This window comes from Novosphingobium olei, assembly GCF_012927405.1.
Taxonomy (GTDB): Bacteria; Pseudomonadota; Alphaproteobacteria; order Sphingomonadales; family Sphingomonadaceae; genus Novosphingobium; species Novosphingobium olei.
In genome coordinates this window covers 23,133-39,442 of record NZ_JABBGM010000018.1, presented here as the reverse complement: position 1 = coordinate 39,442, position 16,310 = coordinate 23,133, and the positions used below count along the sequence as shown (strand labels likewise).

Annotated in this window: 14 protein-coding genes and 1 tRNA gene; 4 read left to right on the top strand and 11 right to left on the bottom strand. The window is 63.2% G+C overall.

Features of this window, described 5'->3' with window-relative positions; translation table 11 throughout:
- Window positions 1-42: 42 nt before the first annotated feature.
- Together HHL27_RS21060 and HHL27_RS21055 are read left to right on the top strand one after the other, a co-directional pair.
- Window positions 43-129, top strand: a tRNA-Leu gene (locus HHL27_RS21060).
- Between the two features lie 177 nt (window positions 130-306).
- Window positions 307-1,515, top strand: a complete 1,209-nt coding sequence (locus tag HHL27_RS21055) for a tyrosine-type recombinase/integrase (RefSeq protein WP_169495359.1) — start codon at window positions 307-309, stop codon at window positions 1,513-1,515.
- A 199-nt stretch (window positions 1,516-1,714) separates the two neighbouring features.
- Here HHL27_RS21055 and HHL27_RS21050 read toward each other — a convergent pair whose 3' ends face one another.
- The 6 genes from HHL27_RS21050 to HHL27_RS21025 all read right to left on the bottom strand — a co-directional run bounded on the left by HHL27_RS21050 (window position 1,715) and on the right by HHL27_RS21025 (window position 8,912).
- Window positions 1,715-2,128: a single-stranded DNA-binding protein gene (locus HHL27_RS21050; protein ID WP_169495358.1), complete on the bottom strand. Its 414-nt coding sequence runs from the start codon at window positions 2,126-2,128 to the stop codon at window positions 1,715-1,717.
- A gap of 288 nt (window positions 2,129-2,416) precedes the next feature.
- Window positions 2,417-3,481 (bottom strand): HEPN domain-containing protein, encoded by a 1,065-nt coding sequence (locus HHL27_RS21045; RefSeq protein ID WP_240960176.1) that lies wholly within the window; start codon window positions 3,479-3,481, stop codon window positions 2,417-2,419.
- Window positions 3,481-3,654 carry a sigma factor-like helix-turn-helix DNA-binding protein gene (locus HHL27_RS21040; RefSeq protein ID WP_169495357.1) on the bottom strand — a complete coding sequence of 58 codons (174 nt, stop codon included), beginning with the start codon at window positions 3,652-3,654 and terminating at the stop codon, window positions 3,481-3,483. Before HHL27_RS21040 ends, HHL27_RS21045 begins: the two co-directional genes overlap by 1 nt.
- An 813-nt stretch (window positions 3,655-4,467) precedes the next feature.
- The gene (locus HHL27_RS21035) at window positions 4,468-5,775 is read right to left on the bottom strand and encodes an ABC transporter ATP-binding protein (protein ID WP_169495356.1); all 1,308 of its coding nucleotides are present in this window, start codon (window positions 5,773-5,775) and stop codon (window positions 4,468-4,470) included.
- 31 nt (window positions 5,776-5,806) lie between these two features.
- Window positions 5,807-7,555 (bottom strand): ABC transporter permease, encoded by a 1,749-nt coding sequence (locus tag HHL27_RS21030; protein WP_169495355.1) that lies wholly within the window; start codon window positions 7,553-7,555, stop codon window positions 5,807-5,809.
- A 19-nt stretch (window positions 7,556-7,574) separates the two neighbouring features.
- Window positions 7,575-8,912, bottom strand: coding sequence for a carbohydrate porin (locus HHL27_RS21025; protein WP_240960167.1), 1,338 nt, complete (start codon window positions 8,910-8,912; stop codon window positions 7,575-7,577).
- A 292-nt stretch (window positions 8,913-9,204) separates the two neighbouring features.
- Between HHL27_RS21025 and HHL27_RS21020 the strand changes: the two genes are divergently transcribed.
- Window positions 9,205-9,483, top strand: coding sequence for a metal/formaldehyde-sensitive transcriptional repressor (locus HHL27_RS21020; protein ID WP_169495354.1), 279 nt, complete (start codon window positions 9,205-9,207; stop codon window positions 9,481-9,483).
- 433 nt (window positions 9,484-9,916) lie between these two features.
- Here HHL27_RS21020 and HHL27_RS21015 read toward each other — a convergent pair whose 3' ends face one another.
- Complete coding sequence (locus tag HHL27_RS21015; protein ID WP_169495353.1) at window positions 9,917-10,321, bottom strand: MerR family transcriptional regulator; 405 nt, start codon at window positions 10,319-10,321, stop codon at window positions 9,917-9,919.
- 64 nt (window positions 10,322-10,385) lie between these two features.
- Here HHL27_RS21015 and HHL27_RS21010 point away from each other — a divergent pair, with 64 nt between their 5' ends.
- Window positions 10,386-11,042, top strand: coding sequence for a cation efflux transmembrane domain-containing protein (locus HHL27_RS21010; protein WP_169495352.1), 657 nt, complete (start codon window positions 10,386-10,388; stop codon window positions 11,040-11,042).
- Here the strand turns inward: HHL27_RS21010 and HHL27_RS21005 are convergent.
- From HHL27_RS21005 to HHL27_RS20990, 4 genes are all read right to left on the bottom strand, one after another.
- A complete protein-coding gene (locus HHL27_RS21005; RefSeq protein WP_169495351.1) occupies window positions 11,008-12,975 on the bottom strand; it encodes a TonB-dependent receptor plug domain-containing protein in 1,968 nt (655 codons plus the stop codon). The genes HHL27_RS21010 and HHL27_RS21005 overlap by 35 nt on opposite strands.
- Window positions 12,976-13,124: 149 nt before the next feature.
- Window positions 13,125-13,556 carry a DUF2958 domain-containing protein gene (locus HHL27_RS21000; protein WP_169495350.1) on the bottom strand — a complete coding sequence of 144 codons (432 nt, stop codon included), beginning with the start codon at window positions 13,554-13,556 and terminating at the stop codon, window positions 13,125-13,127.
- Window positions 13,553-14,512: an ArdC family protein gene (locus HHL27_RS20995; protein WP_169495349.1), complete on the bottom strand. Its 960-nt coding sequence runs from the start codon at window positions 14,510-14,512 to the stop codon at window positions 13,553-13,555. Before HHL27_RS20995 ends, HHL27_RS21000 begins: the two co-directional genes overlap by 4 nt.
- Before the next feature lie 516 nt (window positions 14,513-15,028).
- Window positions 15,029-16,264: a hypothetical protein gene (locus HHL27_RS20990; protein WP_169495348.1), complete on the bottom strand. Its 1,236-nt coding sequence runs from the start codon at window positions 16,262-16,264 to the stop codon at window positions 15,029-15,031.
- Window positions 16,265-16,310 lie beyond the last annotated feature (46 nt).

Sequence of the window (16,310 nt, the reverse complement as noted above, 5' to 3'; positions counted from 1 at the left end):
CGCTCCTACCCGGCGAAACGGCGCTTTGCCCTTCGCCTCCGTGCCCAGATGGCGGAATTGGTAGACGCACCGTCTTCAGGTGGCGGCGCTGGAAACGGCGTGGAGGTTCGAGTCCTCTTCTGGGCACCAAAACTCCTACGGGAGTGGCAGCAAAATCCTTGAAAAATCCGCAGAAATCTGCCATTTTTCAGAGGATTTTGATGCCGCGTGTTTCACGCAGTTTCAGGCCGTGCCCCTCCGATCCGGGGCATGGAGCGGGGCATATGCCCCCTCATGCCCCTTTCCTGCGAAAGGTCGTGCCCCCAGATGCCCCTGACAGCCCCGCAAATCCGCACTTTTTCGCCGGGTGACACCCCCTACAAGAAGACCGACGAACGCGGCCTCTACCTCGAGGTCTTTCCCAGCGGCTCCAAGCTGTGGCGTCTCAAGTACTACGCCGCGGGCAAGGAAAAGCGCATTGCTCTCGGGGCATGGCCCGAAGTTACCCTGCAGATGGCCCGGCGCACGCGGGACGAAATGCGCTTGCGCATTGCCCGCGGCGAAGACCCTGCGCTGACCCGCAAGCGTGAGAAGGCGACCGCCAAGGTCAGCGCGGCCAATACCTTCGGATCCGTCGCCAGCGAGTACATCGAACAGAAGATGGTCGGCGAGGGCCGCGCCGAAGGCACGCTGCTCAAGGCGCGCTGGTTCCTCGATCTGCTCAAGCCGGCGATCGGGAGCATGCCGATCTCGGACGTCGATCCGCAGATGATGCTCGCCCCGCTCAAGAAGCTGGAAGCGCGCGGCAATCGCGAGACCGCAAAGAAGTGCCGGTCCTTTGCCAGCCGCGTCTTCCGCTATGGCGCTGCAACCGGGCGTTGCACTACTGATCCCACGGCTATCCTCAAGGGCGCATTGCTCACGCCCCAGGCACGCCACTACGCGGCCATCCTCGAACCGGAAAAGCTCGGCGAGCTGCTGCGTGCCATCGACGGCTTCGAGTGCTACCCCGTCACCAGGCTTGCGCTCAAGATTGCACCGCACATCTTCGTGCGCCCCGGCGAAATGCGGCACGGTGAATGGTCGGAAATCGACCTCGACAAGGCAATCTGGACGATACCCGCCGGCAAGATGAAGGCGCGGCGCACCCATGCCGTGCCCCTGTCACGGCAAGTGCTCGAGCTCTTCAAGGAATTGAAGGGAGTGTCTGGCGGCGAGGGCTTCATGTTCCCGGCCTTTCACACCCGCCTGCGTCCGATGAGCGAGAACACGATCAACGCCGCGTTTCGCCGCATGGGCTTCAGCAAGGACGAGATGACTGCCCATGGATTCCGTTCGACGGCGTCGACCATGCTCAACGAAAGCGGCCTGTGGCATCCCGACGCCATCGAACGCGCCCTCGCACACGGCGACAGCAACGCCATCCGCGGGACATATAACCGTGGGCACTACTGGGATGAGCGCGTCCGGATGGCGCAGTGGTGGAGCGACCATCTGGACGGACTGCGGCAGAAAAATAAGGCTGCATCGCAATGATGGTCGAAAGCGTTCGGCGCGCAACAACGCTTGAAGCGAACCCACGGACCTGAGGCATTCAATCGTCAATGCGGGTCCCTGAACCTCACGTTTGGAAGTGGGGCATGTCGCCGTCGCAGCGACCTTCCTGGCAAACGACATGCCCCTAACTCGATATTCCGGTGGGGAGGTCCCTCCAACGCCTTCAGTGATGGCGGCGCTATTTCGAGCGCCGCCGGGAGGCCTTACGAGGAGCCGGCGCACCCCGATCTGCGAGCGACTGTTCGCCTGCCGGTTCAGTCGGACCGCGAGGACGGCTCAGAAAGTCCACCTGCTCGGCGAGTATCTCGCAGCCGTAGCGGATCTGGCCGTTCTTGTCGGTCCAGCGGGTGTAGTGAATTCGGCCCGTGACCATGACCAGCGCACCCTTGGTGACGTGCTCTGCGACCGACTTTCCGACGCCGTTGAAGCAGGTGATGCGATGCCATTCGGTCTCGGTCTGGCGGTGGCCCTCGCCGTCCTTGAAGCTGCGGGTGGTGGCGATGGAGAGGCTGGTGATCGAAGCCCCGTTCTGGGTGGTGCGGACTTCGGGGTTGCTGCCGACGAAGCCTGCGAGGATGACGGTGTTCTTCATGGGAATTTCCTTTCGAAGCTCTGCTGAGTGTCCAAGGGACCATCCCTTCGACTGAGCCCCGAAAGGTCCGGGGGCGGAGGGGACCGCACCGGAGCGCAGCGCAGGGAAACCCCGGCGGAAGGAGTGGTGCGGGTAGCCGCGTGAAAGCGCGGCAACACGGTCCGCATCGGCGCGGGTTGCGTGACCGGTCCGGCTTCGGACAGGGGCGTGTTTCAGTCTCGGAAGGGGATGGCTTTTGGACGCGGGCGAGCGTTCACAATGGTGTGCCGTGAAGAACCGGCATTGTCCTCAGGCGGCCTTCGCAAGATCCTCGATGCGCGCCTCGCAGGCGCTCCTCACGAGATCCTGGAGCACCCTCACCCGCTCGGCGATCCAGGCGAGTTCATCAGCCGAGATGCGATAGGAGGGCGAGTACCTTGCCTTGACGTAGGCGTCGCGCAGCAAGGCATAGCACCGCTTCTCGAAGCGCCCGGTCCGCGGCCAGACATCCTTCAGCGCGGGTTCCAATTCCTCGGCCATGTCCCGCAGGCGATTGAGGTTGTGCGACTTTGGACTCCACAAAGTGCGCACGAGAAAAAGGCAGTGGTACAGACGCTCGACAGTTTGATGCATTTCGAACGCTGCCTTGCTGTTCCAGCCGCGCGACTGTGCATCTCTGGCATGCACGAAGAACTGGTCCGCACTCTCGAACCAATCGTCGAAGTAGCCCTGCGTTTCTTTGAGCGCCTGCTCGCGCGACAGCGGCAAGGGTTCGACAAACGGGAAGCCCGGCTCCTCGAACAGGACAATCCCATCCTTGAGGATGTCCATGAAGAAGTACCGGCCAAGCCGGAGCTTCTCGTTCACGTCATCAAGGCTGTGGTAGATCAGGCTCACCGGCGTGCGCAGCACTGTGCCGGTGGACAGGTCGGCCAGCAGCCTGTTTTCGGTAGCTTCCCAGAACTCGGCAATGTCGGTGAGATCGTCGTGGTTTACGACGACAAGCAGATCATAATCGGAAAAGTAGCGCCCCACTGGGTCCTCGACCCAGTCGCCGCGCGCATAGGAGCCAAATAGTACGATTTTGAGCAGCTTGCCCATCCGATAGCGCGGCTGCGTGCGATGCGCGATCGCTGCGGCAAAGCCGGCGCGCACGATCTCGACCACGTGCGCGAGTTCGCGCCGCTTGCCTTCGGGAAGATGGTCGAGACCGGATCGCATGATATCGAGAATCGCCGGTTTCGACGCTACTGCCAAGGGCAAAGTGATAGCTTCGCCAGCAAGGTCTGCCGATCCAGGAATGCTGGGCGGACCGGCGGTTCTGGCCGGAGGCGTTTCGCCACCTCCATGGGACATGCACGCGCGGTTTCCCATCACGACCGGTTCGCCCGGCCAAGCGCCAGGAGGACGTCGACGAGCGCTTCGTGGACCATCTCAGGAGTCACGCCCAGCTTGTGGGCCGCGGCTTCAATCGTGAGGCCATCGAAGCGGATCATCCGAAACACATCTTGGTGCAACGGCGACAGGTTGAACAGGGCAGACCGCATTGCGTGCTTCCGGCGCCATTGACGGAGGCGTCTAATGCACGGGCACCGATCAAAAGAGGTGGAGCGTAATCTTAAGGGCATCGTACAGTCTCCAGCCGACGCACCTCACCTGTCGAACTGACCGGGGTGGCGGCAGGAGCCTGCACAGCTTGCCTGTCAGGTGGTCGTCGCACCCGCAGGGCCGCAACAACGAGAAGGACCCGGCATAGCCGGGTTGCGAGGAGCACCGGGCAAGCAAAGCCCAGGCTGCCGCTACCCGTGGGCGGTAAGGCTTGGGAAGGCTGCCTGGCAGGGGTTTGCGGGTATGACCGTTAAAGCAAGATGCTTTGATGCCGGATATATCGGTGGCAAAAATGGCTTGCTGCGCCGCCGTTCCCTGCCGGAATGTCGGATGTCACCTTACTGCGCTTACAGGCGATGAATGCGGGTTTTGAATGATGAGAAGTGGGACTTTGCCGTCATTGCGGATCGAGAGGTTCAAGGGCAGGTTCTTCGCCAAAACCCGACTGCCAGCTCGTACCCGACTATGGTCGCATTGCAATTGCAGCGGGGCTCTCGTTTAGGATTCCAGATGCCGGCGTGAAGTTGAAGCAAGCTGGTATTCGATCGAACCACTCAATCTTATCCGGCTTCCGGCAACCCCGACGGACCAAGAGGCATTGGGTCGATAATCTAGGAAACTGCAAAGCGCTCGAGTGGCGCCGAGTGCCGTTGCTAAGCGTCTGCTACAATTGAATCTTCATCGCCGCTTGAGGCCCCTGAGCAGCAATCCGATCCAAACAATGCCGAGGCCGATGAAAAACAGGTCGCGGATCATTCCGGGTTCTCCAGGCTGAACAGGTCATCGTCCTCATCAAAGGAGAAGATTTCTGCGTAGCGCCCCCAGTGCGTGACGGTGCGCAACGTTTCGTCGGCGAAGTCTTCCGACATGTGATCCTCAAGCTCATCACGGAACCGGCGGGCAGGCGCGCGGTGGGCGATGCGTTCGTCAAGGATGCGGCGGATGTGCTGGGCGAGCGGCACGTGGTTCAGCAAGGCAGAGGCAAACATGGCCTTGCGCTGGTCCACGTCGGCCTGAACATAGCGGCGCGCCGCAGGGGTTAGGAGCAGGTCCGCGCCGTTCAATTCGGCAAAGCGAAGCAACTGGAGTGTTTCCGCCATTGGAAACAGTTCATCGACCTCAAGCTGAAGCGAGTCCGCCAGTTCGGCCATGCTGGCCCGGCCATCGAACGGTGTGCCGTCCACTTCTTCCATCAGACCCGCGAGCGCGTTGGTCGAGACCCGCGGCAGCACCATCGCAATGCCGGTGCCCGGAAACAGGCCGTCACGGGCTGGCTGGGCAGATTGCGGCTTTGCGGTCATGCGGGCGTAGATATCGTCGACCAGCGCGCGGAATGGCGGGTCGAGCCTGTCGCGCGGGCGGGGCAGATCGACCTTGATCTCGGCGACGACGCGGCCTGGGTTCGACGAGAACACGAGGATGCGGTCGCACATCAGCACCGCTTCCTCGATGTTGTGCGTGACCAGCAGGATTGACTGGATCGGCATCCGCCCTTCCGACCACAGATCGAGCAGATCGGTGCGCAGCGTCTCGGCGGTGAGCACGTCGAGCGCTGAAAACGGCTCGTCCATGAGCAGAAGCGAGGGATTGACCACAAGCGCGCGCGCCAGCCCGACCCGCTGGCGCATGCCGCCCGAGAGTTCCTTGGGATAGGCGTTTTCGAAGCCATCGAGACCGATGAGATCGATCGCTCCCAGCGCGCGGCTGCGCCGCTCTGCGGCTGGCACTTTCATAGCCTCCAGCCCGAGTTCGACGTTTTCCAGCACCGTCAGCCACGGGAAGAGGGCGAAGGTCTGGAACACCATCGCGACGTTGGGATCAGGGCAATCCTCGCTCGGCACCAGCGTCACACTGCCCTCGCGCGGTTGGATCAGTCCGGCAATCAAGCGCAGCAACGTCGATTTGCCTGATCCCGAGCGTCCGAGGAGGCCCACGATCTCGTTCCTCGCCAGCGTCAGGTCCACCTGATCGAGTACGAGATGACCGCCGGGCGGCGGCCCATAGAAGTGATTGAGACCACGAACCTCAACGAGGGGTGCGGAAGCAGACAGTGTCGCCATGGTCAGGTTCCAGTCGGACGATGCGGGTTGGTCAGGAGAGGCGCAGGCGGCGCTCGGCGTAGGCGTAGAGCGGCCTCCAGACGAGACGGTTGAAGCTGAGCACGAAGAGGGACATCACCCCGATACCCAGGGCAACGCGGGGATAATCCCCAGCTGTAGTAGCCGCCGCGATATAGCTACCAAGCCCATGCGCAGCGAGGTGACGGTCGCCCCAGGTGACCGCTTCGGCGACGATCGAGGCGTTCCACGAGCCGCCGCTGGCGGTCAGCGCGCCGGTCACGAAATAAGGGAACACGCCCGGCAAGGCGACCTGGCGCCACCATTGCCAGCGCTTGACCCCGAACATGCGGGCCGCCTCGCGCAGATCGGTGGGGATCGCGCTTGCCCCGGCGATGACGTTGAACAGGATATACCACTGTGTGCCGAGGATCATCAGCGGCGAGAGCCAGATATCGGGGCTGAGGTGCCAGTGCACAATCACCACCACGAACACCGGGAACAGCACGTTGGCGGGAAATGCGGCAAGGAACTGGGCGACGGGCTGCAGCCGTTCGGCCCACACCGGGTTGAGGCCGATCCACACTCCGATCGGCACCCAGACGAGGCTGGCGAGTGCGATGAGCACGATGACCCGTACCATGGTTAGGCAGGCCAGCCCGAAAGCCAGCGCGATATCGGCAAGCCCCAGCGACGACAGGATGAAATGGCCCGAAAGCCAGATCATCCAGCATACTGCCCCCAGCACGGCAGCTTGCCACATCCTCTCGAACCATTGGTTCGGCTTGCGGGCCGTTCGGTCTGTGGGTGCGCGCCGCCGCCTCGGTTCGAGCGCCAGAAGCAGATCGATGAGGCCATTGAACGGTGCGAGGATGAGCGGCAGCAGCCGCGTCCGGCGCAGCAGGTCATAGACCCACGAGCGAGGCCGGTCGCCGCTTGCGGTCTGTTCGAAGCGGAACCGGTCGGCCCAGGCCACAATGGGGCGGAAGAATAGCTGGTCGTAAGCCACGATCACGAGCGCCATCATCGCGACAGCCAGCCCAATCGCGCCGAAGTTCTTGTTCTGGATCGCGATGGCGAGCCATGAGCCGATCCCCGGCAAGGTAACCGTGGTGTTGCCGACAGTGATCGCTTCGGAAGCGACGACAAAGAACCAGCCGCCTGACATCGACATCATCGCGTTCCAGACGAGCGCGGGGGTGCCGAATGGCAGTTCAAGCCGGAAGAAGCGGCGCAGCGGAGAAAGCGCGAAGCTCCTTGTCACTTCCTCCAGATCCGCAGGAATCGAGCGCAGCGATTGGTAGAAGCTGAACGCCATGTTCCAGGCCTGGCTGGTGAAAATCGCAAAGATCGCGGCGAGTTCAACGCCCAAAACGTTGCCGGGAAACAACCCCATGAAGAACGTGACCGTGAAAGTCAGGAAGCCGAGGATGGGCACCGATTGCAGGATATCGAGCGCGGGCACGATGATCTGCCCGGCGCGCCGGCTGCGGGCGGCCAGCGTGGCAACGACCAGCGTGAAAACGGTCGAGGCAAGCAGCGCCGCAAACATGCGGATCACCGTGCGCAAGGCATAGTAGGGCAGATAGGCGGGATCGAGCGTGACCGGTTCCAGATGCAGTGTGGAGAGCGGCGCAATGACACCCTCCGCCCCGCGGAAAAAGAGGAGGGCAATGCTCCCGAGGATCACGAAGGCGATCCCGTCTTCCCGGTTCGGCTTTGTGAGCCGCAGCATCCGAGAAAAGGCGGGCAGCGGGCGGGCGGGGTTCTTGTCAGGGCTCATGGGTCTGCGTCCTGATCTCTCAGATTGCCGCATGGACGCGCAGCGCGAACACGTTCACCGGGCCGCGATCGCGGTTGTAGCCGGGGTTCACCAGCCGCTGACAGTCGGCGGTGATCGTCAGCGGCGCACGCGGATGCCAAGCATAGTAGGCTTCGATCACCTGCTCATCGCCGGGATGTGGCAGCTGCCCGTCACCCACCAGCACGCCGATCCCTCCCGCCGCCAGATAGCGCTTGTGCACGGCCGAGATCGCATTGTCGGCGATGGCGAGCCCGAACGTGTCGGTGCTGCGGCCCCAGCCCTTGCCGCTCAACGAAAGGCCCACGGCCAACGTGCGGTCGATGTCTGTGAAATCATAGGGCTCGATGGCGCCGTCGGTCGTTCCCGCGCGCAGGAACACGCCGAGCGTGGCGGTCAATTCCTGCTCGGCGTTGAGCGCGATGCCGAACCGGTCCATCCGCCGCCGCGTCAGGCTGGCATCAACCGGCCTACCAGTGCGCTCGGCGAGCGCCAGTGCTTCGTCGAACCGGCTGAACCGGCCTCGATTGCGAAAGCCGGTGATGCGCACAGCGCCGCTCCGTCCGCCGATGCTGTGGCGGTGCTCGATCTCGCCGACCAGCTGGTTCTGGCTGAAATCGTGCTCCAGCACTTCGCCATTGGGCACTTTGGAGAGGTTGAACAGCCCGAGCCGCACCGTCCACGGTCCCTGATACCATTCTGCGGCCACGCCGTAGCTGTAGCCCCAGGCGTCAGCCGCATAGTCGAAGCTGCCGGTGTCGACGACCGACCAGTTGAGGAAGTCCCCGCGCGGATCATGTGCATAGCGGTTGGTGTCGAACACATCGCCGACGCCGAACTTGCCGACGGTCAGCACCAGCCGGTTGCGGTCCTGCAGTCCGGCGAGCTGGTTCGCCGCGGCGGAAATCGCGCCGTCCCCGCCACCGAGGCCGATGGTCTGGCGCAGGAACAGGCGCTGCAAGCGCAGATAGGGCGCCGATTTGCCGACCTTGTAGGCTTCCGCACTGGGAAATCCAGCGGCCCCCAGCGTGTTGGAAAGCCCGAAGCCCTGGTCTATCTCGGGGTTGACCCACAGTTCGGCTCCCGCCCATGGACGCACGCCCGCATACACGGTGACGTCAGTGGTTTCCTTGAGCTGGCGCGGGGTGAGGCTGTTCGGCCCGGCATAGGGCGATACGAACCCGCCAACCCCTTGCGCGACAAGCGTGGCCTGTGCGTGGACGGCGATGGTCTGCGCATCGGAGCCAGTGTCTTGGGCGCAGGCCGGAACGCTGGCTGCGCAGACGGCAAGCAGCGGAAGCATAAAGCGCGCAATGCGCGAAACGGTCAGTTTCTTCATGATAGCATCCTGAGGCTGGAATGCGTGAAGCCAGCCTTAGGAAGCGTCTGCGTTAGTCCCGTTACAAAGCGCAGGTGCTGCCATCAGGCAGGCGACGGCGGATCGCGGCGGCAGGGCAGCGGGCAAAGGCCCGACTGTCGCAATCGCCGGATTGGGTAGATCGACCTGTGGTCATCTGATCGCACCTGAGTTGAGGGACGGGTTTGAAGCAGGAGGAACGCCGAGGCCGCTCAGAGCGACTCGACTGGGTGCGGCATATACCCTAGAGGGGTATAGTATCAAGGGGACATTCATGAGCCACGTCGGCAAAGAGAAACAAAAACTCCTCAACCGCTTGAGGAGGCTGAAGGGGCAGATCGAGGCGATCGAGCGAGCTGTCGATGCAGACGTAGAATGCGCGCGCGTGTTGCAGCAGGCGACCGCCTGCCGGGGCGCGCTGGATGGGTTCATCGGCGAGGTGATTGAAGACCACATCCACGAGCATATGGTCGATCCCGCTGCGGCAAGCGATGACCCCTATCGGCTGGCGGCAGAAGAACTGGTTGCGATCATTCATGCTTATCTGAAGTGATCTCCAGCGGCTGTATGGGAGTGATTCCCACAAGCGACGAGGTTTTCTTCGTTGCGCTGCGAGGGGTCAGGGGTTCCGCAACGGTCAGGTGTATTGAAATATGTGTATCCCATTGCTGCGCTGCGGAAGCTGCCGTTCAAGTTCACCCATTCCACCGACCGGCGTGGGAATATATCGGAAATTTTGAACGACCAGCGAGAGGTGGCTAGCGGAATTTGGGGAGGCCGCGTCGCGCACCGAGTGACCAGATTTGGGGTGCGTAGCAGGATAGCAGATATCAGAATTGCGAGTGACCGGTTGCAGCAAAAGCCGACATTCTTGCGGCCGATACGGAACGGCGTAAACTGGTCGGATCCTGTCGGAAGGTCGTGGGACTTTCCCGCCATTCGCGAGCGAATTACTAAATGGCAAGTTTCGTTGGGAGCTGCCATTCTTAGGATGGCGATGCTGGCCCAAGCGCTTCGATGATGCGGCAATCAGCGACGATGCCGCCATCGCAGGAATCGATCACGGCCTTAAGCTCTTTGCGCAGCGCCGCCAGATCGGCCAATTTGCGATCCACCTCCAGCAAATGCTCCTTGGCGATCGCATCGATCCCGGCGCAATCGCAACTTCGGTCGCCGGAGATGCTCAGCAGCGCCCGAACCTGATCCAGCGAAAACCCAAGGTCGCGGGCACGGCGGATGAAGGAAAGACGGCCAAGCTCCGCCTGCCCATAATCGCGATAATTGCTCGTCGTTCGTGCCGGTTTGGGTAGCAGGCCGATCTTCTCATAATAGCGGATCGTCTCGATCTTGGTGGCGGTCGCCTTGCTCATGTCGCCGATCGTGAATGCCATGCCCTTGACCCTGTAGTCGCTACAGACCCTATATATCCTGTCATCACCGAAACAGGAGATGCAAATGGCTGGCGGATGCTGCGGCGGCTCACAGGACAATACCGAAAAGTTGAACGATGCGGCATGGCGGCGCGTGTTGTGGATCGCTCTTGTGATCAACGCGGTCATGTTCGGCGTGGAGATCGTCGCCGGGATCAGTGCCGGGTCCGCATCGCTCAAGGCCGATGCGCTCGACTTTCTGGGCGATGCCGCCAATTATGCGATCAGCCTCGGCGTCGCGGGCATGGCTTTGGCGTGGCGAGCGCGGGCCGCGATGGCCAAGGGCGTGTCTATCCTGCTGTTCGGCGTATGGGTGCTGGGCAACACCGTCTGGATGGCGGCGCAGGGCGTCGTTCCTGCCGCCGAAACGATAGGTATTGTGGGCGTGATCGCGCTTGTCGCCAACCTTGCCTGCGCCGCGATGCTATGGCGCCACCGCGAGGGTGACGCCAACCGGCGCTCGGTCTGGATCTGCTCGCGAAACGATGCGATCGGCAACATCGCCGTGGTCGCCGCAGCGATCGGCGTGTTCGGCACCGGGACGGGCTGGCCTGACATTGCGGTCGCAGCGATCATGGCCGGGCTGGCCTTGTCCGGTGGATGGCAGATCATCCGCCAGGCTCGGAGCGAACTGAGGAGCGCGCCTATTAACCGCCGAAGCGAAACCGCACCCCTCCGTTAAGGACGAACCCGTCGGTCGGTGCCCAGGCATCGACGGTCCACGCACCCGTCGCCGCTCGGCGCGGCAGGACCAATGGATCGTATTTTGTCTGCCGCACATTGAGCAGGTTTTCGGCATTGAGAAACAGGCTGACCTTGCCCAGTATCAGTTCGCCCATCGCACCCAGTTGAACATAGGGCTTGCTGCGCGTCCGATAGGGATTGTCGTCCAGCATCTGCCGCCCGGTATAATAGGCCTCGACCCCGAAGCGGCCGCGACCTTCCTTCTCCCACATGCCGACAAGACCTGCGCTGTCTCGCGGCGTCAACGGCACGATGCGCCGACCGGGTCCGTCTGGGTCCGGTTCGCTCGCGGCGACATGGACGTAACTGCCGGTGAGAGACAGAGCCCGCCAGCGATAGCGCAACAGCACTTCGGCGCCGCGCGTCCGCGTGACGCCATCGGCATTGATCAGCGTGACATGATCCGCGTCCACCATCTGCAACTGCTGGGCATGGTCGATGTTGGAAGCGAACAGGCTGAGGTTGGCTTCGAATGGCCCACTGGCGTAGCCGAAGTCGATCGACGCGCTATCGGCAATCTCGGCCTTGAGCTTTCCATAGGGCAGCAGCCGCGCGAGGCCGTTGGCCTCCGTTTCCTCGACGAACGGTGTCGGCGCGTAGAAGCCACGTCCCAACGAAGCGCGGATCGTCCAGGGGCCAGGCCGATAGAGCGCGGCCAGACGCGGACTGGCATGCGAGCCATAGTCACTGTGCGCATCCCAGCGCAGGCTGCCTGCCAGCGTCAGCCGATCGGCCAGTTCCTGTTCGCCCTGAACGAACAGCGCGGGCACGGCGTAGCTATAGTCGAAGGCTGATAATGCTTCAGACCGATAGTCGTCCAACTGGACCGCAGCACCTGCCAGCCATGTCGTCGCGCCTGCCTTGCCGCCGATCGACGCCTCGGCAAAAGCCGTGCGGTGACGGTCTTTCTCCATCGTGTTGCCAAAGACATGGCGATGGGACTGGGTGACGCCCGAGGCACGCAGATGCAACGTGCCGATGCCTTCCAGCGGTGTTTCGGCCGTGAGGCCCAGATCGTAGCGTCGGCTGCGCAGCGTCTGCGCAAATGGCGATCCGTCCGGCGCATTTGCGCCAGGCATAGTCCCGCCATCGCGCTGCTCGGCCATTGCACCGAAGGTCAGCAATGCCTTGGTGCCATCGGCAGCATCGAGGAACAGCCGAGGCCGGACCGTGAAGCGCTCATAGCCGGGCATGTCGGCCCAGCCATCATCGTTCAGATCCTGACGGCTCTGCCGGTCGTAGCCTGCCGTGAGCGAGGCGCTGAGCGTGCTGCTGAGCGGTGCGGCGACATACCCCGTCACATCCTGCCCGTCCCGGCTGGTGGCATTGAGCAGGAGTTCGCCTTGCGGCTCGCTCGCCGGACGGCGTGACACCAGATTGATGACGCCGCCAAGCGCCGATGGGCCATAGAGCGCCGATGCCGCGCCCTTGATGATCTCCACCTGGCCAAGATCGGTCGGCGGGATTTGCAGCAGGCCAATGGAAGGCGTCTGCCCGCCGTAGAGCGGCAATCCGTCAGCCAGGATCTGCGTGTATCGGCCCTTGAGACCCTGGATGCGGACATTGGCCGCGCCCAGTGCAGGCGATGTGGTCTGGACGCGGACACCCGGCGTCTCGCTCACCAGCATGGCGATGTTGCCGGGACGCATGAGGAGTTTCTCCTCAATCTCCTCGCGATTGATCACATCGACGCGGATCGGCTCGTCCTGAACCCTGCGCCCGGTGCGCGTCGCCTGAACGACGATCTCGGTTTCAGCCTCTTCGGCCTGATCGGCGTCGGCCTGCGCGCAGGCTGGACTGGCCATCACAGTCCCAAACACCAGCACGCTGCCGACCGCATACGCCCCGCCGCAACGAAATATCAGCTTCATATTGCCCCGTTCCTACCCGGCATAAAGCGCCGGTAACGGAAGCTCCATAATCCCTGTAGTAACTATAGGGTCAAGGGCGGGTTTCGACAGGAACGGTCATTCGCGCGCCCATCCGGGAACGGATAAAGTTGGTCGAAACGCGCCGCGCGTCAGCCGTCGTCCTGCGCCCCTTCGGGCGGAAGACCGGACGGAAGCTCATGAGACTGGCGACGCAATGTCCGCTGTGCGGCAAGGATCGAACCGCCTTCACGCGCAAGCGCAGCCCAGCGCGACAGTGGCGCGAGGCCGACAAAGCCCTCATCGCGCTCGATGCAGAGACCGAAGGGCAAGCGGACGCTGCCAATCTCGGACAACGAAAAGCAGCCAAGCTCCGGACACCCGAAACCAAGATCGGCAAGGCCGAACAGCGTATCGCCATCCTCGAACAGCTCGGTGGCGAGCCATGTCGCCGCACCAATCGGGTTGAACAGCTTTAGCACCGGCAGCGGGTCTGGCTCGACCTGCTCAGATCGCACTGCAACGCGCCGGGCCGCATCGTTGGTTCGCAAGGCAAGGCGAATGCTGGGGGGCAGGAGGATCATGCCGCCACCCTCCCCTCGCCAGCAGCCTCGCGATGGAAGGCCAGCAGGAAGTCGGCGGCCTTGCTCGCCCCACTGGCGGCGCGGAAGATGGCCCGGTTGTCCTCGCGCAGCACGTCCAGCCAGCTGCCGAGGTAATCGGCGTGGCGCACGGTTGGCTTGATCCCGAGCGCGGCACACAGGAAAGCCGACCCCAATTCGGCGGTCAGTTCCTCGCGACCGTAAGCCTGCGAGCCGAAGCGCCCCGACAGGTCGCGCGCCAGCCGCGAGCGGTGCCCGGTCCAATGGGTCAGTTCATGCAGCGCGGTGCGGTAATAGTTGATCTGGTCAAAGAACGCGGGCTGCGGCGGCACCTGCACATAATCGGCAGACGGCGCATAGAAAGCCTTGTCGCCGCCAATCCGGAAATCAGCTCCGGAGGCCGCGATCAGCGCCTCGGCGACGGGCACGATCTCGCGCTCTGATAGCGGCACAGGATCGGATGCCAGCCCCGGCCTGAGCCCCTCGCACTGCGCGACATTGAAGACGGTAAAGCGCTTGAGGAACGGCACCGCGCGCGCATCCTCGTCGGCACGGGCCGCGCGTTCGGCCTCACCCTTGGGAATGAAGCGATCGGCATAGACGACGGTCACGCCGCGCTCACCCTTGCGCACGCATCCACCGGCTTCCTGCGCCTGCCGGAAGGTCAGCCAGCTTTGCGAGGGATGGCCATGCTCAATGACCGCGCCCCACAGGATCAGCACATTGACCCCGCTGTAAGGCCGCCCGGTCAGCGCATTGCGCGGCAGACCCGGTGCGACGGCACCTGCCGATCCCCACGGCTGGACCCACGGGAACCGCCCCGCCTCCAGTTCGCCCACGATCCGGGCGGTTACTTCATCGTAGAGACTGGAACGCGGCCCCTCGGGCGCGGCCTCTCCCACCTTTCGGCAAACACGACGCTTGATATTCGAACGCATGGCCTTGACCTCCTCGCGCCCCAAAGCCAGCAGGCTTCCCCGGAAAGCGGGGGTGGGCGGCGAGAGAGACCGGAAGGGCCCGCTTCGAGCGGGCGACCGCACCCAAGGCGTCAGCCGCAGGGGCGCAACGCAGTGGAGCAGCCGCAGGCTTGCGGCCGGCCGTGGCGGGCCCAGGAGGGAACGACGCCCGCACCCGCTCTTTCGGGAAAGCCACTCACAACGCCGCGGCACTGCCGCGACCGCATGACTGGGGTGTCGTACCCCGCCAGCGATCGTTACCTCGGGTCGAAACCCGCAGGGGCTTGGTGCGCAGGCTTGCCGGAGCATAGAGCGCGGTGCCGAAGGCGGACGCCGGACAGACTTTCTGGGACTAACGGATCAAGGGTAGCCCATTTGCATTGAGCTTCGGGTCAAGCCGTGGGTGGACGCGGCAGGCATTGGTGCCATTCGAGTTGGGTCAGTCGAAGGTGTCTGGATCCATCAAATCTCGTGAGACACACCGCATCACGGTCACGCCTACCATCCACCGCGAGATGGATAGAAGCCGCGATCATCGTCGTCGCCGAAGACATGCTCTGCTTCGAAAAGTATTTCGAGACCGGCGACTGACATTCTTTGCTCGGCCCGTTCGAGCACGTTGCGGGCCCACCGGACGAATTCAACGGTCCGGGCAGAATCGTCGTGCCCAAGTTCTGTCGTGAGTTGCGACACCACGAGGCGCAACTGGTCGCGCCGCTCCAGGCGGACAAACACTTCACCAAGGACCCTGGATCGCCGTTCCTCGATGTAGCCGCGCCGCTTGGCCTCAATCCGAAGCCTTGTGGCCTCCTCCTCTCGAACCCGCGCCTCTTCAGCCTTGCGATCGTCCTCTCGTTTGGCGGCGCCGAGCACGGCCATGCCGACGGCGATGTCGGCGGCCATGTTTTCAAGGCGCTGGATCTTGGCGTCCTTGAACGAACGGCGGATCTGCGAAGCATATCGCAGGTACACGTCCATTTCGAACGCCACCTGGCCTGTCGGCTCGTGATCCCACTCCGGCCATGGATTCCGGAAACTGAAGCCGATATCGGAATCCCAGCGGTTTCGCGCCCAGCGGCGGTCCCGCTCCTTGCGCTGCTTCTCCTCTTGCGCCAGTTCCTGTTCCGTCGGAACGTGCTTCGACCGCTTGACGGTCTCCTTGAGGGTGAAAGGTATCGTCACCACGCCATCGGTGAAGGCGGCCCGTTCACCTTTGCCGCTCAGCTCGAATCCCTGAAGCCGGGCAGCAGCGACGATCCGGTTCAGACATTGCTCGATCCGGTCGACCGAAGCCGGGGCAATCTCAATGGCGATCAGGCCCTGCTGTGAAACGGAAACCAGCCCAACCAGGCTCGCCTTTGCGGCCCGGAGCTTGGCGATGGATCTTGTGACGATGGGGTGGGCCGGCGCGTCGGCTGCAACCTCAACTTCCGATGCGCGGATACGGGCCTGTTCGCGCGCGCTTGCAATTTCGTCCGGTTCCTTGCGCAGTTCGCCGCCGGCAATGAGCACGGTGCCCGAGGTTCCGGATTTCAGTTTGGGCAATGGCGTTCGCCTGACCTTGTGCCCTGCGGCATGCTTGGCCCACCAGCCCAGCGGGGGATTGGGAATGTCATGCTTGCGACAAATCTTGTGCAGCGCGACATCCGACAGACCGAAATCCCTGGCGAGATGCGTCAATGGCTTCGACCAGACGAGCTCGTAGAATTCTTCGCGAGTGTAACGCTGGCTCATAAGACCTCCCGGGCCCACCTGATTTCACCGATCAACGCGGGTCAAG